This window comes from Streptomyces sp. NPDC094034 (genome assembly GCF_040303865.1).
GTDB lineage: Bacteria > Actinomycetota > Actinomycetes > Streptomycetales > Streptomycetaceae > Streptomyces.
Genome location: NZ_JBEOUD010000043.1, coordinates 41,798 through 65,537, shown reverse-complemented (window position 1 = coordinate 65,537; position 23,740 = coordinate 41,798). Strand labels below are relative to the sequence as shown.

Here is a 23,740-nt window from a genome sequence, read left to right as displayed (position 1 = left end):
GGCTTTTCCCTTCGGTCTTGCGTTTCCGACTCTATCAGACTCTTTCGTGTCCGATTCCCCGTCGGAGCGGGGCTGCTTTCCAGGTTCCCGCTTTCACGTTTCCCTTTCCAGCGATTCCGACTCTATCAGATCCTTTCGGTCCTGATTCCCAGTCGGAGTGGGCTTGTCGGCCCGGCCGTTGGGCCGTTCCGACGTCCCAGACCCTAGCGGATTCCGCAGGCGACTCATAATCGAGTCATCGAAATCAATTTCGGCATGCCGAAATTGATCCCGGCTGGGGGTCGCGCTAAGTTTGGGTGCCGCTGCATGCGGCGTGAGTGGCTGTCGCAGAACCGTTCCGGCCCCGTGACAGCTCGAAGAACCTTACGGATCGACCTGGGGCATGTCAAACCAACCTCAGCAGCCGCAACCCGACCCGTACCCGCACCCGCGTCCGCCGCTGTCCTAGTCCAGGTCCGTCAGGCGTCCGCCCGCGTCCGGTTGGGCGTGTTCCACGCGGCGCAGGAGGCGGATCAGCATCTCTCCGAGGACTCCGCGCTCGTCCCCGGACAGGTCCTGGAGCAACTCCTCCTCGAAGTCGGAGGCCATCCTCATCGCGGCGAGCCATTTCGTACGGCCCTCGTCCGTCAGCTCGACGATGACGCGCACACGGTTGCTCTCGTCGCGGTCTCGCGTGACCAGGCCCTCGCCCGCCATGCGGTCGATGCGGTGGGTCATGGCGGCCGGTGTGAGACCGAGGCGCTTGGCGAGTTCGCCCGGCCCCAGGCGGTAAGGAGCTCCGGCGAGCACGAGGGTCTTGAGGACCTCCCACTCGGCGTTGCTGATACCGAGGTCGGAGACCTGTCGGCCGTACGCCACGTTCATACGGCGGTTCAGCCTGCCGAGCGCCGAGACGATCTGCTCGACCTGGGGGTCGAGGTCCCGGAACTCGCGCTGATACGCGGCGATCTGCTCGTCGAGGCTCGGCTCCTGAAGATCTGGTGCGCCGGGTTTCTCGGGGGTGTCGGACATCGGGGCAGTATGCCACGCACCTCTACTGGCATTGAAGTCCTTCGATGTGTATTGTTAAGACTCTAACTTTAGCTTTGAAGTCTTGAAACTTCAGCTCTTCGGACTTCGACCTTCAACCTTCTGAGGCAGGTGAGTGTGACCAGGGCGATGGGCGCAGCGATGCGCCGGATCCAGGCAGGGAACGCGCTGAGTGCGTTCGGGCTCGGGTTCACGGTTCCGTATCTCTATGTGTATGTGGCTCAGGTGCGGGACCTGGGCGCGGGTACGGCCGGTGCCGTGCTGGCGGTCTTCGCCATGGCGGCACTGGTCGTCCTTCCCTTCATCGGCCGCGTCATCGACCGGCGCGGGCCGCTGCCCGTGCTGGTGGGGGGCGCGGTACTGGCGTCCGTGGGCGCGCTGGCCATGGGGGTGTCGGGGAGCGTTCCGGCGGCCGTGCTGTCGGCGACGCTTCTCGGTGCCGGTACGGCCGTCATGCAGCCGGCCCTGGCCACGATGATCGTCTGGTGCTCATCGCCCGCGACGCGGACGCGGGCGTTCGCGACCCAGTTCTTCCTGGCGAATCTGGGGCTCGGGGTCGGCGGGCTGATCGGCGGGCAGCTCGTCGACGTGAGCAGGCCCGGGAGCTTCACTCTGCTGTTCGCCATCGAGGCCGTGATGTTCCTCGTCCTGGCCGGCATCGCCCTTACCGTCCGGCTGCCTCGCCCGGCGGCCCTCGCGCCGGTCGTTCCCCAGGACGGTGGTGGTGGTCGGGGCGGCGGGATGCGGGCGCTGCTCAGCCACCGGGCCATGCTCCAGCTGTGTGTGCTCGGGTTCGTGCTGTTCTTCGCCTGTTACGGGCAGTTCGAGTCGGGGCTCGCCGCGTACGGCACGGAGGCGGCCGGAATCGATCCGTCGACGCTCGGGATCGCGCTGGCCGCCAATACGGCGGTGATCGTGATCGCTCAGTTCGTGGTGCTGCGGCTGGTCGAGCGGCGCAAGCGCAGCCGGGTGATCGCGGCCGTCGGGCTGGTCTGGGCGCTCGCCTGGGTCATCGCGGGGTACGCGGGGCTCGGGCACGGCAGCCAGATGGTGGCGACGGTCGCCTTCATCTCGACGTACGCGCTGTTCGGGCTCGGTGAGGCGATGCTGTCGCCGACCGTGGCCCCGCTGGTGGCGGATCTGGCCCCGGCGTCGATGGTCGGGCAGTACAACTCGGCGTTCGCGCTGGTCAAGCAGCTCGCGCTGGCCGTCGGTCCGGCGGTGGGCGGTCCCATGGGCGCCGCGCTGCACGGTCCGTACATCGTGACGTTCGTGCTGTTCTCCCTCGGAATCACCGCGCTGGCACTCCGGCTGGGGCGGCAGCTCACCCCCGCGCAGGATCAGCCGTCGCTCGTACCGGTCTCCCGGGTCGTCGCCCAGCACAAGCCGGAGGCCGAGGCCGAGACCGGGAGCGAGACCGCGCCCGGGGCCAGGGCCGGGGCCGAGGCCAAGGCCGTTTCAGCACCCACGCGCTGACACCGGCCGGGCGGATGCCGGACGATCAGTGCGGCAGGGCGAACTCGCACCACACCGCCTTGCCACCCCCCGGTGTACGGCGTGATCCCCAGGACGAGGCGATCGTCGCGACGATCGAGATTCCGCGGCCCGCCTCGTCCGCCGGTTCGGCGCGGCGGCGGCGCGGCAGATGGTCGTCGCCGTCCGTCACCTCGATGATCAGCCGACGGTCGGTACGGCGGAGTCTGAGGCGCATGGGCGGCGTGCCGTGCTGGAGGGAGTTCCCGACCAGTTCGCTGGTGGCGAGCACACCCAGATCGCGCAGCTCGACCGGGAAGCGCCAGGAGGCGAGCACCCCCATCGCGAAGGCGCGGGCGCGCGGGGCGGCCTCGATACCGCCGAGCAGATCGAGCGCGGCGTTGTGGAACAGCTCCGCGTCCGGGCCCGTGCGGGAGGGGTGTTGCAGGACGAGTACCGCGACATCGTCGTCATGGTCGGCCGTGACGCCCTGCGAGCGGATGAGCCGGTCGCAGACGACCTGGGGGGAACCCGTCGCGCCGGAGAGGGCCCGTTCAAGGGAGGCCACTCCCTCGTCGATGTCCTCGCCGCGCCGCTCGACCAGGCCGTCCGTGTAGAGGACGGCCGTGGAGCCGGGCGGGAGCGGGATGGAGCCGGAGGAGTGCAGCCAGCCACCGGTGCCGAGCGGCGGTCCCGTCGGGTCCGCCGCGCGCTGGACCGAGCCGTCCTCCGCCCGTACCAGGATCGGGAGATGGCCGGCGGACGCGTACACGAGCCGCCCCTCGTTGGGGTCGTGGACGGCGTAGACGCAGGTGGCGATCTGGCTGGCGTCGATCTCGGCGGCGAGTCCGTCGAGCAGCTGAAGGACTTCGTGCGGCGGAAGATCGAGCCGGGCGTAGGCGCGGACGGCCGTACGCAACTGGCCCATGACGGCGGCGGCGCGTACGCCCCGGCCCATGACATCGCCGATGACCAGGGCCGTGCGCCCGGCGCCGAGCGTGATCACGTCGTACCAGTCGCCGCCGACCGCCGCGTCCTCGCCGCCCGGCTGGTACGTGGCGGCGACGCGCAGATCGTCGGGCTGCTCCAGCTCCTGCGGGAGCAGGGAGCGCTGGAGGGTGACGGCGGTCTGGCGGTGTCTGCGCTCGCTGGTGCGAAGGCGCTCGGCCGCCTCGGCGTGGTCGGTGACGTCGGCGGCGAAGACGAGGACGCCGCCCGTGCCCTGGCAGTCGACCGGGGTGCACGTGATGGTGTACGAGCCCTCCTGGGCCGTGCCCTCGGCCTGATGTTTGGCCTGCTGTTTGGCCTGGTCCCTGCCCTGGTCCCGGCCCTGGTCCCGGCCCTGGTCCCTGCCTTGGTCCCTGGCCTTGTCCCTGCCCTGGTCCTTGGACCGCTCCTTCTGCCGGCCGCGGACGTGGACCTTGCGTGACTTGACCGTGCGCGGCTTTCCGCTGCGGAGCACCTGGTCGAGCAGGGGGAACAGCCCGAGCTCGGCCAGCTCAGGGCAGCTCTCGGCCGCCGTGGCGCCGAGCGGACGCGGGCCGAAGGCCGCCGCGTACGCGTCGTTCACATACGCCACGCGGTGCTCGGGGCCGTACAGCAACGCGACCAGGGCGGGCAGTCCGCCGAGGATTTCCCGTACGGAGAGGTCTTCGAGTGCGGGAACGCCGTCCGTCACAGGGACCGGGCCGGGCTCCGGCTCGGGCTGCTGCTCGTACTCACCACGGGCCGCGGGCACGGAACCGCGGCCCGTCCGCGCGGCGGCGCGGCGCTGCGTACCGGTGAGCCGGGCGCTCCAACGCGTGAAGTTCACGAATTCTCAGGCCTCATGGTGTCGTTTTGCTGTTCGTCTTGGCCGGGCTGGTCGAGCCGGGGCAGGTCGTCGGGGCCGGATTGCGCCGAGCGGGCCGGATCACTCTGTGCAGATGTGAACCCACCTATGGTCACACGTCCAGTGTGGCCGACCGCACTGACAGCGGGGCCGGCCGCGTCTTCCACGTGTCCTTTTCTACGTGTCCTTGGGGCGTTCGGGACGTTCGCCTCCTGCGGCGAGTTCGAATTCGGCGCGCGGGTGCTCCAGCGAACCGAGGGAGACGATCTCCCGTTTGAAGAGCCCGGAAAGGGTCCATTCCGCGAGGACGCGGGCCTTCCTGTTGAAGGTGGGGACACGGCTGAGGTGGTACACGCGGTGCATCAGCCACGCTGGATAGCCCTTGAGCTTACGGCCGTAGATATGCGCCACACCTTTGTGGAGGCCGAGGGACGCGACCGATCCCGCGTAGGCGTGACGGTAGTCCTGGAGGGGCTCGCCGCGCAGGGAAGCGAGAATGTTCTCCGCGAGGACTTTGGCCTGGCGTACCGCGTGCTGGGCGTTGGGGGCGCACTCCCTGCCCGGCTCGGCCGCCGTCAGATCGGGGACGGCCGCCGCGTCGCCGGCCGCCCAGGCGTGCTCGACGCCGTCGACGGAGAGCTTCGCCGTACAGACGAGGCGGCCCCGCGCGTTCAGCGGCAGATCGCCGGCCGCGAGGATCGGGTGCGGTTTGACGCCCGCGGTCCAGACGACGGTGCGGGTACGGAAGCGGGCGCCGTCGCTCAGTACGGCGACGCGGTCCTCGCAGGACTCCAGACGGGTGTCGAGCCGCACGTCGATATTGCGGGCGCGCAGCTCCCGTACGGCGTACTTGCCCATCTCCTCCCCGACCTCGGGGAGGATCTTGCCGGTGGCCTCGACGAGGATCCACTTCATGTCGTCGGCCTTGATGTTGTGGTAGTACCGCGAGGCGTAGCGGGCCATGTCCTCCAGCTCGGCGAGTGCTTCGACGCCCGCGTAGCCGCCGCCGACGAAGACGAAGGTCAGGGCGGCGGCGCGGATCGCGGGGTCGCGGGTGGAGGAGGCGATGTCCATCTGCTCGATGACATGGTTGCGCAGCCCGATGGCCTCCTCGACGGTCTTGAAGCCGATGCCGTGCTCGGCCAGACCGGGGATGGGGAGGGTACGGGAGACGGAGCCCGGCGCGAGGACGAGTTCGTCGTAGGTGAGCTCGACGGTGCCCGTTCCCTCCTCCTCGGAACCGAGGGTCCGCAGCGTCGCGGTGCGCTTGGCGTGGTCAAGGCCCACAGCCTCGCCGATGAGGATCTTGCAGCCGGGCAGCACCCGTCGGAGCGGGACCACGACATGGCGGGGGGAGATGTTCCCGGCCGCCGCCTCGGGGAGGAACGGCTGATACGTCATATAAGGGTCGGGCGACACCACGATGACCTCGGCCTCGCCGCTCTTCAGCTTCCGCTGGAGACGCAGCGCTGTGTACATCCCGACATAGCCGCCACCGACCACGAGGACGCGCGCGGCGGGCGATGGAGCGGGGGTCGTCCCTAGGGAGTTCTCAGCCTTCACCATCCCATGACGCAACGGGCCCCGGTGTTTGTCCACAGGCACGACAGATTGTGTGACCGGAGGTCGTTCGCGGCCCCGGACGGGCAAAAGCGCGGGATTTTCCGGAGGAACGCAGGTCAGCGCGGGCACGGAAGGGGGTGGGAGGGGGGTGAATCAGGCACCTTCCGGTCCTTGCTCCGATCGGGGGGCGCTCCGTGCGGAACCACCCCCTTCTGAATTGACCCGGGCTCAACTATGTTCGTACCTCGTCGAGGTGTCCGGCTCGTGACTGGACCGCGACCTCGGCTGTCAAGGCGGGGAGTCTCCGGGGGGAGACATCATTACCGGGGGAACGCTATGCACATTCAGGATTCGCATCGGCAGGCTGCCCTCGTCACGGAGGACGGCGGAAGAACGAGTACGGCGGATACGGCGGGCACAGCAGGTGTGACCGCGAGTACGGCAGCGGCCGTGGGTACGGATACGAGTACGCGTCCGGGTCCGGGTACGGGTGCGGCTGCGGCCGGCGCTGCGGCCGCGGCTGCGCGTACGGACACAGGTACGCGTACGGACACGGCCGGCATCGGCGGTGCGGTGGGGTCCGGAGGACCGGGCCGCTCGGCGCCGCTCCGCGTGGACGCACAGCGCAATCTGGAGCATGTACTGCGGGCAGCTCGCGAGGTGTTCGGCGAGCTGGGGTACGGGGCGCCGATGGAGGATGTGGCGCGCCGGGCAAGAGTCGGGGTCGGTACGGTCTACCGGCGGTTCCCGAGCAAGGACGTACTGGTCAGGCGGATAGCCGAGGAGGAGACGTCCCGGCTGACGGACCAGGCGCGTACGGCGCTGGGGCAGGAGGACGAGCCATGGTCGGCTCTCTCCCGCTTCCTGCGTACCTCGGTGGCGTCGGGCGCGGGGCGGCTGCTGCCGCCGCAGGTACTGCGCGTCGGCGCGGAGGCCGAGAACGAGGCGGCGGGGCGTGGTGCGCACGACGAGGCGCGCGTTCCGCAGCAGCGGCAGGCCGGCCGGCCCGAGCTGCGGGTCGTCGGACAACGGCAGTCGGCGGAGGAGTTGGACGACCCGGGCGCCGTCGAACTGCTTGAGGTCGTCGGGCAGCTGGTGGAGCGGGCGCGGGCGGCGGGTGAGCTGCGGGGCGATGTGACCGTGGCCGATGTGCTGCTGGTGATAGCCACGGCCGCGCCCGCGCTGCCGGACCCGGCGCATCAGGCGGCGGCCTCGGCACGGCTGCTGGACATCCTGCTGGAGGGGCTGCGGTCCCGGCCTGTGTGAGGCACGCGTCCGTATGTGCGGTCGTGTACGGCCGCGAGGGCGTGTCTTCGAAGTAGCGCCGTCCGCCCGCCGGGCAGGCGGGACTTCGAAGACACGCCCTCGGGTCCGTTCGGGCCCTCGCGGTCGTTCGCTTCGAACTGGCTTGCCGATAAACGCCCTTGATCCTTCCCCTAAAGGGTGAAGATAAAAGCGATCGTCCGGGAAACCGCCTCGGATGAGTGGTTGCCGGGCGGGAAGCTCCGGGCAGTGCGACGCGCTGTGGCACGCTGGCTCGGTGTTCGGGTCAGAGGGGTGTGTACGGGGGCTTCCGCGATGAGGGGCGACGGTCGGGACGAGCCGCCGGGAGGCGGCGGCACCGAGGGCGGCGCGGAGGGCGGCACCGAGGGCGGTACGGAACCCGAAGGGGCGTCCGCACGGCAGGTGCCCAGCCAGGGCGGGCCCAAAGGAGCGCCGGGGAACGGGAGTTCGGGCGGGGCGGTCGGCCCGGGCGGCCGGGCCGGTCCGGGTGGTTCCGGCGGACTGGCCGGTCCGCGTGGTTCCGGCGGACTGGCCGGTCCGCGTGGTTCCGGCGGACTGGCCGGTCCGCGTGGTTCCGGCGCTCGGGCCCGTATGCCACATCCGTCGACCGGCGGTGCGGGAGTCGCGGGCGGTGCTGGAGTCGCGGGCGGTGCGAGCGGGCCCGCGGAGGCGGAGACCAGCGTGCCGCCGCAGCGTGAGCGGAGCGGCGGTACTTCCATGCCGGGACCTTCGGAACCGGTAGGGGCTCCGCGCGCGGGGCAGGCCCTGGATCGCTCGGCCAGCCAGTCGGGCGATCGACCCTTGGCCCCTCCTGCGGACCTGCCTGCGGACCCGCCTGGGGACCGGCCCGCAGACCCGCCTGTGGATCAGCCGACACTCGAACTGTCCACGACCGGGCGGCCCATGTCGGACGCCGATCTGATCCAGCGGATGCGGGACGGCGACGACCACGCGTACGAGGAACTGTTCCGCAGGCACTCGGAATCGGTGCGCCGTTACGCCCGTACGTGCTGCCGCGACGCGCACACCGCCGAAGACCTGACGGCCGAGGTGTTCGCCCGTACCTTGCAGGCGGTACGGGGCGGAGCCGGGCCCGAGCAGGCGGTGCGCGCGTATCTGATGACGACCGTACGGCGCGTGGCCGCGTCCTGGACGAAGTCCGCGAAGCGGGAGCAACTGGTCGAGGACTTCGCGGTGTTCGCGGCGCAGGCCGCGCGCGCCTCCGAGGTCTCGGACGTGGACACCCTCGATCTGGGCGCGGATGTCCTGGCGATGCGCGAGGCCGAGCAGTCCATGGCCATGCAGGCGTTCCGCAGCCTGCCCGAGCGCTGGCAGGCCGTGCTCTGGCACACCACGGTGGAGGAGGAGTCGCCGAGCGAGGTGGCGCCGCTCTTCGGGCTGACCGCCAATGCCACGGCGGTGCTGGCCAGCCGGGCGCGCGAGGGCCTCAAACAGGCGTATCTCCAGGCCCATGTGAACTCCGCGCTCACCTCGGAGGGCGACTGCTCCCGGTACGCGGACAGGCTCGGGGCGTATGCCCGCGGCGGACTGCGGATGCGTGCGGAACGCGGACTGCGCAAGCATCTGGACGAGTGTGTCAGGTGCCGCCTCGCGGCGGGCGAACTGGCGCAGTTCAACGCCGAGATCCCAGGGGTGCTGCCGATCGCGGTGATCGGCTGGTTCGCCGCCGGTTACTCGTTTAAGGCGGCCGGGATCGTGGTGGGCGGAGCCGCGGGGGCGGCGGGGGCCGGTGCCGCGGCCGCGGCGACCGGTGGGGCGGGTGGCGCCGCCGGAGCGTCCGGTGGCGTGGCGGGCGGAGCCGCCGGTGGGGCCGCCGGCGGGGCCGCCGGCGGGGCCGCCGCGTCCGAAGGGCTCGGCGCCCCGGTGAAGGCCGGCATCGGCGGGCTGGTGGCCGTCGCCGCGGCGGCCGGGATCGTCTTCGCCCTGGTGAACAACGCCGGGCCCGAGCAGCCGCCCAAGGCCGACCCGCCGATCGCGAAACCCCTCGTACCGCAGAGGCCGGCCCCGTCGCCCGAGCCGCCGGAACCGGCCGCGCCCGAGCCGCCCGCGCCCAGGCCCGCCATCACGCCCGCCAAGAAACCCGCCCCCTCGACGAAGCCCACCCCGACGCGGAGCCCCGCCCCGAAGCCCCCGGCCAAGCCCCCGGCCAAGCCCGGGCCCAAGCCCAAGCCGCCCACGTCGCCCGCGTCGCCCGCGCCCAAGCCGCCCCCCAGCCCGAAGCCACCCCCGGCCCCGGCCGTCTTCCAGGTGAACAAGCTGGCGTACGGCGCCTTCGGCGACGGCTCCAAGCCGGAGGTACGGCTCGGCGCGAGCGACTGGCTCTGGCAGCGGTCGAGCGTGTCGATCGCCGGCACCCGCTACGGCCACGGCGTGACCATGCGCGCCGCCTCCTCGGTCACCATCGATCTCAACCGGGACTGCTCCCGCTACGCGGCCCTGGTCGGGGTGGACGATCTCACGAGGGGACTCGGCTCCGTGCGCTTCTCGCTGTACGGCGACCGGACGCGGCTGTGGCGCTCGCCCGTGCTGAGCGGCGACGACACGGCCGTACCCCTGGACGTGGGCATCTCAGGACGCAAGACCATCCGGCTGGTGGTCGAACCGCACACGCCGTTCGACGTGGTGGCACTCGCGGACTGGGCACAATCCCGCATCAGCTGCCGCTGAACGGCCACCCGGCCCGGTTCACGTCGGCTGCCCGTCGGTCCCGGCGCGGTCCCGCTCGTCGGGGCTCTCGCGTGGTGGTGCGACTGTCCGGGTCGGCAGCTCCAGCAGGTCGGCGATCTGGTCGGGGGTGAGGGGGCGCCCCGCCTCGTGCTCCGCCTCGTACTCCCGCTCTCCCAGCTCCGCCCGGGCGAGCGTCTCGATCCGCCGGGCCTCCGTCCACTCCGGCACGGAGCGCGGATAGCCCGCCCGCCAGGTGGCGGCGGCGGCCAGGATCCTGACGGCGCGGCGGGGGTCGCCGACGAGCAGCACCACCGGGGCCGCCATCTCGGCGAGCTGGGCGACGATGGGGTCCGTCAGTCGGCTCTCGCGCGCCGTACGCAGCACGGCCGCCAGCGAACGGGCGGCGGCCACCGGTCCCTTCGTCTCGTACGCGGCGATCCGCGCGTCCAGCGCGCTGGTCACCGCGGCGAAGTGCGGTGGCGGTGAGCCGCGCACGCTGCCGGACCTCGCCTCGTCCAGCAGCAGTCTGGCGCGGGAGGTCTCGCCCCGGTCCAGGGCGAAGACCGCCCGCATGAGGTGGACGAAAGCGCGGGCGTCCTGGACCTGATAGCGCTCGGCCTCTTCGGCGGCGCGGTCGAGCCTTCTCTCCGCGGCGTCCGTGTCACCGGCGCGGTACGACAGCTCGGCCAGGCGCGCGAGCAGGAAAGGCGCCTCGGCGTGCGCCCCCACCTCGCCGGCGAACCGCAGCGCTTCCTCGTAGGCGTCCCGCGCCTCCTCGTACCGACCGCGCGCCATGCCCGCCTCGCCGACGACGCTCGCCACCTGCGCCCGCATCCAGCGGTCACCGACGCGTCGGCTCAGCTCGTGCAACTCGGTCAGGTCCCCGTCGACGCCCTGCGCTCCCCCGGGCATGTCGACGATCATGTGCGTACGCCCCATCAGCAGCACGCCCGTCTCCCAATCACCGCCGTGCGCGCGGCAGTTGGCTATGGACGAGTCCATCAGGGTGCGGATGTCCAGCTTCTGGTCGTTCGCGTAGACGACCAGTACCCAGAGCAGCCCGGGAAAGCGGGCGGACTGCGGACCCGGTCTGTCGAAGGCCGCGCGGATCCGCAGGACGAGTTCCTGGAAGTACGCGTCGGTCCGGATTCTCTCGGTCTGGCCGCTCTCACCGGCGAGAAAGACCCGTAGCACCTGGAGGTGCATCCGGGGCCAGTACCGGGGGTCGTCGGTGCCGGCCGGTTCCGGGCCGAGGCCGAGCGCGCACTCCGCCCAGGCCAGGCCCTCGGGGCGGTGGTTGCGCAGCCACCAGAACCAGCCCATGGCGAAGACCAGCCGCAGCGTCGTCTCCTCGTCGCGCGCGAGGACGGCGCGGTGGAGGGCGGCACGGATGTTGTCGAGGTCGACCTCCAGGCGGCGGATCCAGGGGAGTTGGTCCCTGGAGCGCAGTCGGGGCTCGGCCTCCTCGGCGAGCGCGGCGAAGTAGGCGGAGTGCGCGCGCTCGGCGGCTGACCGTACGGCCGGAGTCTCGGCGGCGCGTTCCGCCGCGTACTCGTGGATGGTCTCCAGGAGGTGGTAGCGCATCGCGCCGCCGGGGCCGGGGCCGGGGACCGGGGTGGCGACGACGAGCGACTTGTCGACCAGCGCGCCCAGCAGATCGGGGACATGGGGGGCGTCGGCGGCGTCGGCGCCGCATACGCCCTCGGCCGCCGTCAGATCCCAGCCGCCCGCGAAGACGGATACCTCGCGCAGGACCGTACGCTCCCGCTCGTCCAGCAGGTCCCAGGACCAGTCGACGACGGCGCGCAGCGTCTGCTGGCGCGGCAGGACCGTCCGGCTCCCGCTGGTCAGCAGCCGAAAACGGTCATCGAGACGATCCGCGATCTGGCGCGGCGTCAGCATCCGCAACCGCGCCGCCGCCAGCTCGATCGCCAGCGGAAGACCATCCAGCCGACGACAGATCTCCGCCACCGCCTCCGGATCCCCCGCCGGATCGAACCCCGGCCGCACCGCACGGGCACGCTCCGCGAACAACCGGTGCGCCGGATCCGGAGGCAACGGCTCCACCGGCCGCACCGACTCCCCCGGCACCCCCAACGGCTCCCGGCTCGTCGCGAGGATACGGAGACCGGGACAGTGCACGAGCAGCGTCTCGGCCAGCGCGGCGGCGGCACCGATCACATGCTCACAGTTGTCGAGGACGAGGAGCGTGCCGCTGCGGGCGAGATGGTCGACGAGCCGGGCGGTCGGATCGTTCCTGGCGGGCCGGCCGTCGCGGGCGGCGAGCTGGGTCTCGCGCAGCCCGAGCGCGCTCAGCACGGCGCCGGGGACGGCCGAGGGGTGGTCCAGCGGGGCCAGCTCAACGAGCCAGGCGTTGCGGGGCGCGGCCTCCTCGGCGAGACGGGTCTTGCCGGAGCCACCGGGTCCGGTGAGGGTGACGAGGCGGGAGCGGCGCAGATCGGCCCGAATGGCGTGGAGTTCGCTCTCGCGGCCGACGAAGGAGGTCAGACGGGGGCGCAGATTGCCGCGCGGCTCGTGGCTGTCCCCGGCGGGCGCCCCGGTCGTGGCCTCACCTTCGGCGTCGGGATTGGCCTCGGGACTGGCCTCGGGATTGGCCTCGGCATCGTCGTCGCTGTCGGGCCGAAGAGCGGTGCCGGACGGAGGAGCGGTGTCAGACCGAAGAGCGGTATCGGGCCGAAGAGCGGTATCGGGCCGAAGAGCGGTGTCGGACGGAACAGCGGTGTCGGCCGTGGTCGCGGGGGCCGCGTCGAACTCGATCAGGGAAGGGGTACCGGTACCGTCACCGGCCGCAGCCCCGTGCGCGGTCGCCCGGGCGGCGCCCGCTCCCGTGGCCGCCAGCAACTGTCTCTGCAACGAGGCCAGTTCGGGCCCAGGGTCGGCGCCGAGCCCATCGGCGAGGACGCGGCGCGTGTCCTCGTACGCCGCGAGCGCGTCGGCCTGTCTGCCTTCCGCCCACAGGGCCCGGATGAGCTGCGCCCTGAAGGGCTCGTCGTACGGATGGTCCGCGGCCAGTTCCCTCAGCTCCGGTACGAGCGTGGCCGTGGCGCCCCGCCGCAGATCGGCCTCTATGCGCTGCTGGAGGGCGGCCAGCCGCTGGGCCTCGGGCCGTACGCCGCGGTCCCGGTCGGGCAGATCGGCGAGGGCCGCGCCACGCCAGAGCGCGAGCGCCGCGCGCAACGTCCGGGCGGCGCTGCCCGGATCGCCCGCGTCGAGCTGGTCCGCCCCCTCGCGCGCGAGCCGCTCGAAGACGTACAGATCTATGTCGTCCACCACGGCCGCGAGCCGGTAGCCGCCGGGGACCGAATCGATCGCCTCTTTCCCGAGGACGCGCCGGAGCCGCCCCACGAGCGCCTGGAGTGCGGCGGGCGCGTCCTGCGGCGGCTCGCCGCCCCACACCTCGTCCACCAGCTCCCCGACGGCGACGGGCCGGCCGGGGCGCAGCGCGAGCGCGGCGAGGAGCGCCCGCAGCCGGGGTCCGCCCAGCGGCAGGCTCCCGCCGTGTCCGTCACGCACCTCGGTGACGCCAAGGATGAGATACCGCACCCGGCCCATTGTGGGGGCAGGGTCTGACAACGGCCGTCGGGTTTTCCCGGAGCGCCGCCGCCTTCGTAGAGCGGAGCGCCCCACTCCGCTCTCCTGGCGCGGCCTCCGCTCTACCGGCGCTGCACCAGCCCTACTGGTGCAGCGTCGGCCGCGGGACCACGCCGCCCGCCACCGCCCGCTGCCGCGGCGCCGCCGTGCCCGTCCAGCAGGTGCCGCGCCGGGCGAGCAGCCGCCGCAGCCACAGCTCCGTGGAGACCAGGTCCGCGATCCCGTCCAGGGGCACCGGCTCGCCCTCGGCCGCCGCGCGCAGCGCCTTGCGTACAACCCGGGCCTCCACCAGGCCCGCGTCGGCGAGCAGCGGCGCGTCGAAGAGGTCGATCAGCTCGCCGACGGCCGCCCGCAGGCCCACGCGCGTCGCGGCGGCGGCGCCGTCCCGGGACGTGGCGCCCCAGCCCTGCGGCAGCTCGTGGATACCGGCCCCGGCGAGGACCGTACGGAGCACATCCGCGCGGGCGCCCGGCTGCACCCGCAGCGCCTCGGGCAGATCACGGCAGGCCCGTACCACCTGGTTGTCGAGGAACGGCGCGTGCAGCCGCTGACTGCGGATCTCCGCGGCCTGTTCGAAGACACGGTGGTCGGCGGCGTGGCGGGCGAGCGCGGCGCGGGCGCGGGCCTCGCCCGGGCGCTGTACGGAGGTGGGCCGGGTCGACGCCGACATCAGGCGAACCGATACTTCGGCGAGCGCCTCCCCCGTCAGCCAGCGCGCGGCGGGGCCGGGCCTGGACCAGGTGAGGGCCGCCAGCGACGCCCCGAGCGGACTGATCGCGGCAGCGGTCAGCACGCCCCTGTTGGCCTCGGGGAGCCGGGCGGCGGCCTCTTCGAGCCCGGTGCGGTACGGCGTACGCGCCAGCCGGCGGGCCGCCCGGTAGACGGTCAGCGGGATGAACAGTGAGGCGGGCGACGGGCCCTCGGCCTTGGCGAGCGCGCTGACCGGGTGCAGGAGATGACGTCTGCGCCGGTCGAGCAGCAGATCGGCCAGGCGCGCCGGATGCGCGTCGAGCACCTCGCGGGCACCGACGCCGGTGAAGTGGTCGGCGCTGCCCGCGGCCAGCCTGCGCCGGTGCCGCCCGGCGGTGACGAGGGAGGGCCCCGGTTCGTCGGTGAGCGGTCCCTCCAACTCGGCGTAGGGCAGGGCCTCTTCGCCGCCCGGGACGACGACGTGGTGGAGCCGCGGGTTGGCGGCGATGGCGCGGGCCCGCTCCAGTTCTGCCTCGTCGCGGGCGCCGGTGGACAGATCGTTGAAGGTGACGGCGAGCAGCCGCTCCCCCGCGCCGGTGCCGTGCCCCAGGATCGTGCCCGGCGCCCCGGGCAGCCCGGCGGCGAGCAGCGCGAGGGTGCCGGAGGCGCTGCCGCCCGACAGGTCGGCGCCGATGCCGGGGACGGGCCCGCCCCGGGCGGCGCGCCGGTCGGCGGGTCCCATGCCGGGGACCGGGCCCGGGTCGGGCGGCAGGGCCTCGGGGGCGTGGCGCGGGGCGAGCAGCCTGGCGCGTACGGCTTCGATGAGCGCGTCCCGCACGCCCTCGACGGCCCGGTCCGGATCGCGCTGGGGTCCGGCGACGGCGAGGGAGGCGACCGGCTCGTATCCGGTGATCTCGCGCGAGCCCTCGCGCAGGACGAGCGCGTGCCCCGGCGGGATGCGTTTGACGCCGTCGTACGGGGTCGTGTCGCGCAGCGCCTCCGGGGTCTCGGGGCAGGCGAGGAGCGCGGCCAGATGCCCGATGTCGAGCTGCGCCTCGATGAGATCGGCGAGCGGCAGGGCGGCGGTGGCGTACGCCGTGCCGTTCGCCCACGGCGTGTAGAAGACGGGCCGTGCCCCGGCCAGATCGCCCGCGACGGTGATCCGGCGGCCGATCTGGGCGACGGCGGTGTAACTGCCCGGCCAGGCGGTGAGATGGCGCAGCGCGCCGCCGCGCGCCGCGAACAGCCCGACCCGTAGCTCCTCGTCGGTGGCGCCGCAGCAGCCGAGCACGGCGAGCCGGGTGAAGGGATCGACGGTGACGACCCTGATCTCGTCCGGCCGCCAGTCGCCCACCGCCCACAGCGGATCCGGGTCGCCCCACAGGAGCTGGGATCCGACGGGATGCACGCTGCCGCCCTCGGCGCCGTCACCGACCGGGCCCACGGCCCCTGCCGTACCGAAACGCGCGGCGATACTGCTCCATCCCACCAACCAGCGCATCGCCGCCTCCACAGCCTGTGGACAAGTCCAGACCAAGCTGGAAACGCTTGAGCTGAAGCCGTTCGGGAACATGCTGCCATGACAACAGCGCACAGGAGGGCCTACGGAAGCGCGGGTGGGAATGCGAATGCGCCCCTGGCATTGGCCATTTGGCGGAGATGTGGCCCTCCGCGGACAGACAGCATTCAGCCAATCTCCGGGCCCGGCGCGTCAGTTCAGCACCGGTGTACGTTCAGTCCGGGAGGCGTGTCCCGCCTCCCGGACTGATCCGCCGCCCGCGGGGATTGGGGCGGCGGGATCCCCCAGCCCACTGGTTCCAGTACGCAGTGGGCCGACCCACGCAGGTCTCATCGAAGCGCTCCCGCTCCACCGGGGCCAAGAGCGCACGGCCGGGCGCACGCTACACAGCCGGAGCACGGCGTGCCGCTCGGGGACCTGCGGCGCGATCACCGCACGGACAACAATCCCGCCATCCGGAACTCCGCCCCTTAACGGTCGGGATGTGGCGAACTACGCTGGGTTTACGAATGCCGCGCGCCTATGCCGCGAAGCGGCGGGCGTCTGTGTGCCGAGGGGTGACGCATGTCCAGGGAGCTACGCGGGCCGAACGAAAAGCTCGGAACCGTTCTCGCCCTCGCGGGAATCAGCAACGCGGGCCTGGCCCGGCGGGTCAACGACCTCGGGGCGCAACGTGGTCTGACACTCCGTTACGACAAGACCTCCGTGGCACGCTGGGTGTCGAAGGGCATGGTCCCGCAGGGTGCGGCGCCGCATCTCATCGCCGCCGCCATCGGAGCGAAGCTGGGACGCCCCGTCCCACTCCATGAGATCGGTCTCGCGGACGCGGATCCGGCCCCCGAGGTCGGGCTCGCCTTCCCGCGCGATGTGGGCGAGGCGGTGCGCGCGGCGACGGAACTGTACCGGCTGGACCTCGCGGGCCGCCGGGCGGGCAGCGGCGGCATCTGGCAGTCGCTGGCCGGATCCTTCGCAGTGAGCGCTTACGCCACACCCGCTTCCCGGTGGCTGATAACCCCCGCCGACTCCTCGGTCGCCCGGGACGCGGCGGTCGCGGAGGCGGCGCAGGGAGCGCATGGCGGGAGCGGGGGGGCCGTCGATGCCTCCGGACCGGGTGGCGAGGTCACGCCACTGCGGGTGGGCCACAGCGATGTGGCCAAGCTGCGGGAGGCGGCCTCGGACGCCCGGCGCTGGGACTCCAAGTACGGCGGCGGGGACTGGCGTTCCTCGATGGTGCCCGAGTGTCTGCGGGTCGACGCGGCGCCGCTGCTCCTCGGCGCGTACAGCGACGAGGTGGGCAGGGGGCTCTTCGGCGCCACCGCCGAGCTGACCAGGCTGGCCGGCTGGATGGCCTTCGACACCGGTCAGCAGGAGGCCGCGCAGCGTTACTACATCCAGGCGCTGCGGCTGGCCCGCGCCGCCGCCGACGTACCGCTCGGCGGCTATGTGCTGGCCTCCATGTCGCTCCAGGCGACCTACCGCGGTTTCGCGGACGAGGGCGTGGATCTCGCCCAGGCGGCGCTGGAGCGCAATCGCGGTCTGGCCACCGCCCGCACGATGAGCTTCTTCCGGCTGGTGGAGGCGCGCGCGCACGCGAAGGCGGGCGACGCGGTGGCGGCCGGGGCCGCCCTCAAGGCGGCCGAGGGCTGGCTGGAGCGCTCGCGGGAGGGCGACGCCGATCCGTCCTGGCTGGGTTTCTACTCGTACGACCGGTTCGCGGCCGACGCCGCCGAGTGCTACCGCGATCTGAAGGCGCCGCGCCAGGTACGGCAGTTCACGGAGCAGGCGCTGTCCCGGCCGACGGAGGAGTTCGTACGCTCGCACGGACTGCGCCTGGTGGTGAGCGCCGTGGCCGAGCTGGAGTCGGGCAATCTGGACGCGGCCTGCGCGGCGGGTACGCGGGCCGTGGAGGTGGCGGGCCGGATCTCCTCCGCGCGTACGACGGAGTACGTACGGGATCTGCTGCACCGCCTGGAGCCGTACGGGGACGAGCCGCGGGTGGTGGAGCTGCGGGAGCGCGCGCGGCCCCTGCTGGTGGCGCCCGCCTGATCCGGACGCGTGCCGGGCGACACGTGCCCGGCGACACCTGCCCGGCGACACGTGCCGGGCGACTACTTGCCTGGCGACACGTGCCCGGCGACGCCTGCCCGGCGACTACTTGCCTGGCGACACGTGCCCGGCGACACCTCAAGACCCAAGTCCGTGGCACCCCCGCACCCGGCCGGAACCTGTCCGAGAGACATGGCGCACATGTCCACCGGTCAACGGTTCGAGCGCGGTGGTTTAAGCAGGTCGTCCGCGGGCCAGTGCACTATCGGGGTGGGAGGTGGCGCGCATGAGCGGACGCGGACGCATGGGTTTCGACTGCGAGGTGCTGGTGATCGGCGGCGGGATCGTCGGTCTCTCGACGGCGTACGCGATCACGCGCGCCGCTCCGGGCACCAGGGTCGTGGTGCTGGAGAAGGAGCCGGGCCCCGCCCGCCACCAGACGGGCCACAACAGCGGGGTGATCCACAGCGGCGTCTACTACCGCCCCGGCTCGCTCAAGGCGCGGTACGCGGTGCGCGGCTCCGCCGAGATGGTCAAGTTCTGCGCGGAGTACGGCATCGCGCACGAGGTCACGGGCAAGCTGATCGTCGCCACGCGGCGCGACGAGCTGCCCCGGCTGCACGCCCTGGTCCAGCGCGGCAGGGAGAACGGCATTCCGGTGCGCGAGCTGGGCCCGGCGCAGATCACGGAGTACGAGCCAGAGGTGCGCGGCCTCGCGGCGATCCAGGTCGGTACGACCGGGGTGTGCGACTTCGTGGCGGTCGCCGAGCAGCTCGCCGAGTCGGCGGGAGCGACCGGCGCGTCCGTACGGTACGGATCCGAGGTCACGGTCATCGACCGGCGCCCCTGGGGCGTCGCGGTCCGTACGGCCGCCGGCGCGGTGGTCAGGGCGCGGGCCCTGGTGAACTGCGCGGGGCTCCAGTGCGACCAGGTGGCGCGGCTGGCGGGCGACGACCCGGGCATGCGGATCGTGCCGTTCCGGGGTGAGTACTACGAGCTGACCAGGCCGGATCTCGTACGAGGGCTGGTCTATCCGGTGCCCGACCCGGCGTTCCCGTTCCTCGGCGTCCATCTGACGCGCTCCATCGACGGCGGTGTCCATGTCGGGCCGAACGCGGTCCCGGCGCTGGCCCGCGAGGGCTACACCTGGTCGGACGTACGCCCCGGCGAGCTGGCGTCCACCCTCAGCTGGCCCGGCTCATGGCGCACGGCCCGCAAGCACTGGCGGTACGGCGCCGGTGAGCTGCACCGTTCGCTCTCCAAGCGCGCCTTCGCGACGGCCGTGCGGCGGCTGCTCCCGGCGGTCACCGACGGGGACCTGCGCCCGGCGGCGGCCGGGGTACGGGCCCAGGCGGTGCTGCGGGACGGCACGCTGGCCGATGACTTCCTGATCCGGCAGACCCCGCGCACGGTGCATGTCCTGAACGCGCCGTCACCGGCGGCGACCGCCGCGCTGCCCATCGGCCGGGAGGTCGCGCGGCGGGCGCTGGCCGTGCTGGCGGAGGACTGAGCCTCGGGGTCCCGGGCCTCCGTAGAATCGGAGGCACTGTGAGCGAGACGAACGAGATGGCCGAGAACCGCACCATGAGCCGGATGTTTCCCGAGGGCACGGGCCCCTCGGCCGACCCCGCCGGATCCCACTTCGAGCGGCGCATCCGCAGCTTCCAGCCACGCCGGAGCCGGGTCACCACCGGCCAGGCCGAGGCGCTGCGGCGGATGTGGGCCGACTGGGGCATGGAGATCGACGGGCAGCGGGTGCTCGATCCGGACGAGATGTTCGGCGGGCTTCCGGTCGTCCTGGAGATCGGCTTCGGGATGGGCGAGGCCACGGCGCGCATGGCCGCGGACGACCCGGACACCGGCATCCTCGCCGTCGATGTGCACACCCCCGGCCAGGGAAATCTGCTCCGGCTCGCGGAGGAGAACGGGCTGACCAACATCCGGGTGGCCAACGGCGACGCGATCATCCTGCTCAGGGAGATGCTGCCGGCCGAGTCGCTCGCCGGGCTGCGGATCTACTTCCCCGACCCCTGGCCCAAGAAGCGGCACCACAAGCGGCGGCTGATCCAGCGGGAGTTCCTCACGCTGGCCGCGGGCCGGCTGAAGCCGGGCGCCGTGCTGCACTGCGCGACCGACTGGGAGCCCTACGCCGAGCAGATGCTGGCGGAGCTGACCGCCCACCCCGGCTTCGAGAACACCCAGCGGGACGGCGGTTACGCGGCACGGCCGGCCTTCCGTCCGCTGACCCGGTTCGAGGGGCAGGGGCTCGACAAGGGCCATGTGGTGCATGACCTGCTGTTCCGCCGCGCACCGGAGTTCCGGGTGACGGAACACGACGAAGCGGAACACCACGAAGCCGAACGCCACGAAGCCGAACGCCACGAAGCGGAACGCCAATCCCCTGAGCGCCCGCCGGTAACGGGACCCGCGTAACGCGAGGACGTGGTCCGGGCACCATCGCCAGGTGTCAGTGCCCCTCGTTAGGGTCGTCGAGTGTCAGAACCGTCCCCGCAGCCACCCGGTCCGCGTCCGGCGATCCCCGTCTACGAGCGTCAGCGGCGGCTCGGTGAGCTGTGGGCCGCCGTGCCGGAGCCCGCCCGCAGGCGCTACCGGCCGAGCCGCGCCTTCTGGCGCCGCCGCGCGGTGCGGGTGGGGGCCGTGATCTCGGTGCTCGCCCTCTGCGCGCTGGTGATCCTCGCGCTCGTCCGGGACGAGACCGGCACGGAGGGCTTTCTGGTGGGTCTGGGGCTGGCCGTCCTGCCCGTACCGCTGCTCATCACGGCCTTCCGCTGGCTGGACCGGGTCGAGCCGGGGCCCTGGCGGAATCAGCTCTTCGCCCTGGCGTGGGGCGCCTTCGCCGCCGCCCTCGTCGCGATCATCGCGAACTCGTTCGCGACCGAATGGATAGCCATCGCCACCGCCGACCCGGCGGGCGCGGAATCCCTCGGTGCCACGGTGATAGCTCCCGTCGTGGAGGAGAGCGCCAAGGCCGCGGCGGTTCTGCTGATCTTCCTCTTCCGCGGGAGGGCCTTCACCGGGCTCGTCGACGGCGTCGTGATCGCGGGGTTCAGCGCCACCGGCTTCGCCTTCACCGAGAACATCCTCTATCTCGGCAGCGCCTTCGGCGAGGACCAAGATCTGGGCAACTCCGGCCTTGCCTCCGTCACGGCCGCGACCTTCTTCGTACGGGTCGTCATGTCACCGTTCGCCCATCCGCTCTTCACCGTGCTCACCGGCATCGGCTTCGGACTGGCGGCGACGGCGGCCCGCCGGCAGAGGGTCCGCCGGTTCGCGCTCCCCCTGCTCGGTCTTGCCCTGGCGATGGGCCTGCACGCGCTGTGGAACGGATCGGGACCGCTCTTCGGCCCGTACGGCTTCTATGTGGTGTACGGGGTGTTCATGGTCCCGGTCTTCGCGCTGCTGACCTGGCTGGTGATCTGGAGCCGCCAGCGCGAGCTGCGCACGGTCGGGTCCGAGCTGCCCGCGTACGCCGCCGCCGGCTGGCTGACGTCGGCCGCACCCCTCGCCCTCTCCTCCATGCGGGCGCGCACGATGGCGCGTGATTTCGCTGGGCGTACGTACGGCCCGGCGGCGGCAAGATCGGTCCGGGAGTACGAGGCGTTCGCGACATCCCTGGCGTTTCTCCGCCACCGGGCCCACCGGGGCGCGCTGGGCCCGGACTTCGTCGAGCGCGAGCAGGAGTTGCTGCACCATCTGTGGCAGCGCAGGGAGACAGCCGGGCCCGCGCTGACCTACGCGGCGCGGGCCACAGGCCGGGTACGGGTGCCGCCGCCGTACGCCGACTACGACGGCTACAACCCCTACCGCCAATGACGCGCCGGTCCCACGAGGATTGCGGGCGGCGGCTTCAGTCGGCGGTTTCGGGCGGAGATTTCGGGCGGCGGATTCACGCGGACGCCGCCGTGAGCTTCGCCAGCTCCTCCGCCGTCAGTTCGAGGTCGACCGCCGCCAGCAGCGCGGGCAGTTGCCCGGTCGAACGCGCGGACGCGAGCGGCGCGACCACCGTCGGCTGAGCCGCCAGCCAGGCCAGCGCCACGGTCGCGATCTCGGCGTCCCGTGCCCCGGCGATCCGGTCCAGCGCGGTCAGGACCCTGGCGCCCCGCTCGGACTCCAGGTATTCGGCCGCCTTGCCTGCCCGGGGACTGTCGACCGTGACCCCCGGACGGTACTTGCCCGTGAGGAAGCCCGAGGCCAGCGCGGCGTACGGGACGACCGACAGACCGTGACGCAGCACGGTGTCCAGGAGCTCGCCCTCGTATGTGTCGCGGGAGACCAGGTTGTAGTGCGGCTGAAGCGCCACATAGCGGGCCAGCCCCTCGCGCTCGGAGAAGACGAGCGAGGCGGCCAGCCGCTCCGCGCCGATGTTGGAGGCGCCGAGCGCGCGGACCTTGCCGGCCTTCACCAGCTGGTCGAGTGCGGTGATGATCTCCTCGACCGGGACCTCGGGGTCGTCGAAATGGGTGTAGTAGAGATCGACGTACTCCGTACGGAGCCGACGCAGCGACTCCTCGATCCCGGCCTTGATGGTGGCCGCCCTGAGCCCTTTGTACCGCGGGTGCGCGCCGACCTTGGTCGCGATCAGGATGTCGGAGCGATTGCCGCGCGAGGCCAGCCAGTTGCCGATGACGGTCTCGGATTCACCGCCCTGGTGGCCCGGTGCCCACGACGCGTACATGTCGGCGGTGTCGATGAAGTTCCCGCCCGCGGCGGCGTACGCGTCGAGGACGGCGAAGGAGGCCGTCTCGTCCGCGGTCCAGCCGAAGACATTGCCGCCGAGGGCGAGCGGGAAGACGTGCAGATCGGAGGAGCCCAGTGGGCGCAGAGCGGTCATAGGTGGATGCAATCCCCCGATGGGGACGCCCTATTCCGCTCCGCGCCCTCATGTGGGCCGTATGGGGGAATGCCGTATGGGGGAATACCGAGGGGAAGGCCGGGAAGGACTGCCCATGGGGCGGTTCTACGGGGTGAGGCCCTTGCCGCGCAGCCAGCTCATCGGGTCCAGGCCCGCGCCGCCCGCCGTGTGGACTTCGAGATGCAGATGGGCGCCGGTCACATTGCCGGTCGCGCCGACCCTGCCGATGACCTCGCCGGTGGTGACCTTCTGCCCGGCGCTGACGGAGATCGAGGACTGGTGGGCGTACCAGATCTCCGTGCCGTCATCGAGCTCCAGGACCGTGCGGTATCCGTACGAGCCCGACCAGCCTGCCGATGTGATCGTGCCGCTGTGCACGGCCTTGAGCGGGGTACCCGTCGGCGCGGCGAAGTCCAGGCCGGTGTGCTGGCCTGAGGACCACAGGGAGCCGGCCTGACCGAAGGTCGAGGTGATCGTGTAGGAGGAGGTGGGGAGCGCGTAGCTGGCGGCCAGCTTGGCCAGCCGCTCCTTCTCCGCCTTGGCCCTGGCCTCCGCCTCGGCCTTCTTCTTCGCCTCTTCGATCTTCTTCTCGGCGTCGGTCTGCTGCTTCTTGGCCTCGGCCGCGGCCTTCTCGGCCGCCGCCGCCTCCGCCGCGGCCTTCCGCGCCGCGTCGGCCCCGGTCTGCTGCGCCTCGGCCTGCTGGAGGATACGGGCGCGCAGCGCCTCTCCCGCGTCGGTGGCGCCCTGCTCGGTCTCCGCGGTCGTGAGCCCGGCGGTGGTGAGCGGGGCGGCGAGCGCCTGCGGCTCGGAGTCGTCCGAGGCGAGCGAGCCCATTCCCGGCAGTGACGCGGCGTCCGGGAGCTTGTCCGTGATCGCGTCGGGCAGGGATATGGAGACCGCGGGCTTGTCCTGCGCGGTGGCGATGCCGCCCGCGCCGACGGCGGCGATGACGCCGACGCCGAGGACCGTGGAGCTACGGGCGAGTCCGCGCTGCTTGGCGACGCGGTGCCGGCCGCGTACCGGCCGTATGGACTCCTCGGTGGGATTCCATTCCCCCCACGCCCTGTCCGGCTCGCCGCCGAGGGAGTGGGTTTCGAAGACGGCTTGGGGGGCAGGCTTGTTGGACGCCACT

Annotated in this window: 14 protein-coding genes; 7 read left to right on the top strand and 7 right to left on the bottom strand. The window is 72.4% G+C overall.

Going from position 1 to position 23,740, the window contains the following annotated elements; all coding sequences use genetic code 11:
- Positions 1-444: 444 nt before the first annotated feature.
- Positions 445-1,011, bottom strand: coding sequence for a MarR family winged helix-turn-helix transcriptional regulator (locus ABTZ59_RS29830; RefSeq protein WP_351419844.1), 567 nt, complete (start codon positions 1,009-1,011; stop codon positions 445-447).
- A 147-nt stretch (positions 1,012-1,158) separates the two neighbouring features.
- Here ABTZ59_RS29830 and ABTZ59_RS29825 point away from each other — a divergent pair, with 147 nt between their 5' ends.
- On the top strand, positions 1,159-2,505 hold the full coding sequence (locus ABTZ59_RS29825) for an MFS transporter (RefSeq protein ID WP_351419859.1): 1,347 nt from the start codon (positions 1,159-1,161) through the stop codon (positions 2,503-2,505).
- Positions 2,506-2,530: 25 nt separating this feature from the next.
- Here the strand turns inward: ABTZ59_RS29825 and ABTZ59_RS29820 are convergent, their stop codons facing one another.
- Positions 2,531-4,315, bottom strand: coding sequence for an ATP-binding SpoIIE family protein phosphatase (locus tag ABTZ59_RS29820; protein ID WP_351419841.1), 1,785 nt, complete (start codon positions 4,313-4,315; stop codon positions 2,531-2,533).
- Positions 4,316-4,510: 195 nt separating this feature from the next.
- Positions 4,511-5,899: an NAD(P)/FAD-dependent oxidoreductase gene (locus tag ABTZ59_RS29815; protein WP_351419839.1), complete on the bottom strand. Its 1,389-nt coding sequence runs from the start codon at positions 5,897-5,899 to the stop codon at positions 4,511-4,513.
- A 333-nt stretch (positions 5,900-6,232) separates the two neighbouring features.
- Here ABTZ59_RS29815 and ABTZ59_RS29810 point away from each other — a divergent pair, with 333 nt between their 5' ends.
- On the top strand, positions 6,233-7,162 hold the full coding sequence (locus ABTZ59_RS29810; RefSeq protein WP_351419836.1) for a TetR/AcrR family transcriptional regulator: 930 nt from the start codon (positions 6,233-6,235) through the stop codon (positions 7,160-7,162).
- A gap of 609 nt (positions 7,163-7,771) precedes the next feature.
- On the top strand, positions 7,772-9,868 hold the full coding sequence (locus ABTZ59_RS29805) for a sigma-70 family RNA polymerase sigma factor (protein ID WP_503003775.1): 2,097 nt from the start codon (positions 7,772-7,774) through the stop codon (positions 9,866-9,868).
- 18 nt (positions 9,869-9,886) lie between these two features.
- On the opposite strand, the gene ABTZ59_RS29800 is transcribed toward ABTZ59_RS29805, so the two are convergent.
- Both ABTZ59_RS29800 and ABTZ59_RS29795 read right to left on the bottom strand, forming a co-directional pair.
- On the bottom strand, positions 9,887-13,432 hold the full coding sequence (locus ABTZ59_RS29800) for an AfsR/SARP family transcriptional regulator (RefSeq protein ID WP_351419833.1): 3,546 nt from the start codon (positions 13,430-13,432) through the stop codon (positions 9,887-9,889).
- 130 nt (positions 13,433-13,562) lie between these two features.
- A complete protein-coding gene (locus tag ABTZ59_RS29795) occupies positions 13,563-15,671 on the bottom strand; it encodes an asparagine synthase-related protein (protein ID WP_351419829.1) in 2,109 nt (702 codons plus the stop codon).
- A 582-nt stretch (positions 15,672-16,253) separates the two neighbouring features.
- On the opposite strand from ABTZ59_RS29795, the gene ABTZ59_RS29790 reads away from it, so the two are divergent.
- The 4 genes from ABTZ59_RS29790 to ABTZ59_RS29775 all read left to right on the top strand — a co-directional run bounded on the left by ABTZ59_RS29790 (position 16,254) and on the right by ABTZ59_RS29775 (position 21,569).
- A complete protein-coding gene (locus ABTZ59_RS29790; RefSeq protein WP_249951670.1) occupies positions 16,254-17,735 on the top strand; it encodes an NsdA family TPR-like regulatory protein in 1,482 nt (493 codons plus the stop codon).
- A 286-nt stretch (positions 17,736-18,021) separates the two neighbouring features.
- Positions 18,022-19,245, top strand: coding sequence for an L-2-hydroxyglutarate dehydrogenase (lhgD, locus tag ABTZ59_RS29785; RefSeq protein WP_351419826.1), 1,224 nt, complete (start codon positions 18,022-18,024; stop codon positions 19,243-19,245).
- A gap of 56 nt (positions 19,246-19,301) precedes the next feature.
- Positions 19,302-20,168, top strand: a complete 867-nt coding sequence (trmB, locus tag ABTZ59_RS29780; RefSeq protein ID WP_351419855.1) for a tRNA (guanosine(46)-N7)-methyltransferase TrmB — start codon at positions 19,302-19,304, stop codon at positions 20,166-20,168.
- A gap of 60 nt (positions 20,169-20,228) precedes the next feature.
- Positions 20,229-21,569 carry a PrsW family intramembrane metalloprotease gene (locus tag ABTZ59_RS29775; protein WP_351419823.1) on the top strand — a complete coding sequence of 447 codons (1,341 nt, stop codon included), beginning with the start codon at positions 20,229-20,231 and terminating at the stop codon, positions 21,567-21,569.
- Positions 21,570-21,642: 73 nt separating this feature from the next.
- Here the strand turns inward: ABTZ59_RS29775 and ABTZ59_RS29770 are convergent, their stop codons facing one another.
- The gene (locus tag ABTZ59_RS29770; protein WP_351419821.1) at positions 21,643-22,587 is read right to left on the bottom strand and encodes an aldo/keto reductase; all 945 of its coding nucleotides are present in this window, start codon (positions 22,585-22,587) and stop codon (positions 21,643-21,645) included.
- 126 nt (positions 22,588-22,713) lie between these two features.
- Positions 22,714-23,739 carry a M23 family metallopeptidase gene (locus tag ABTZ59_RS29765; RefSeq protein WP_351419818.1) on the bottom strand — a complete coding sequence of 342 codons (1,026 nt, stop codon included), beginning with the start codon at positions 23,737-23,739 and terminating at the stop codon, positions 22,714-22,716.
- Position 23,740: the final 1 nt, after the last annotated feature.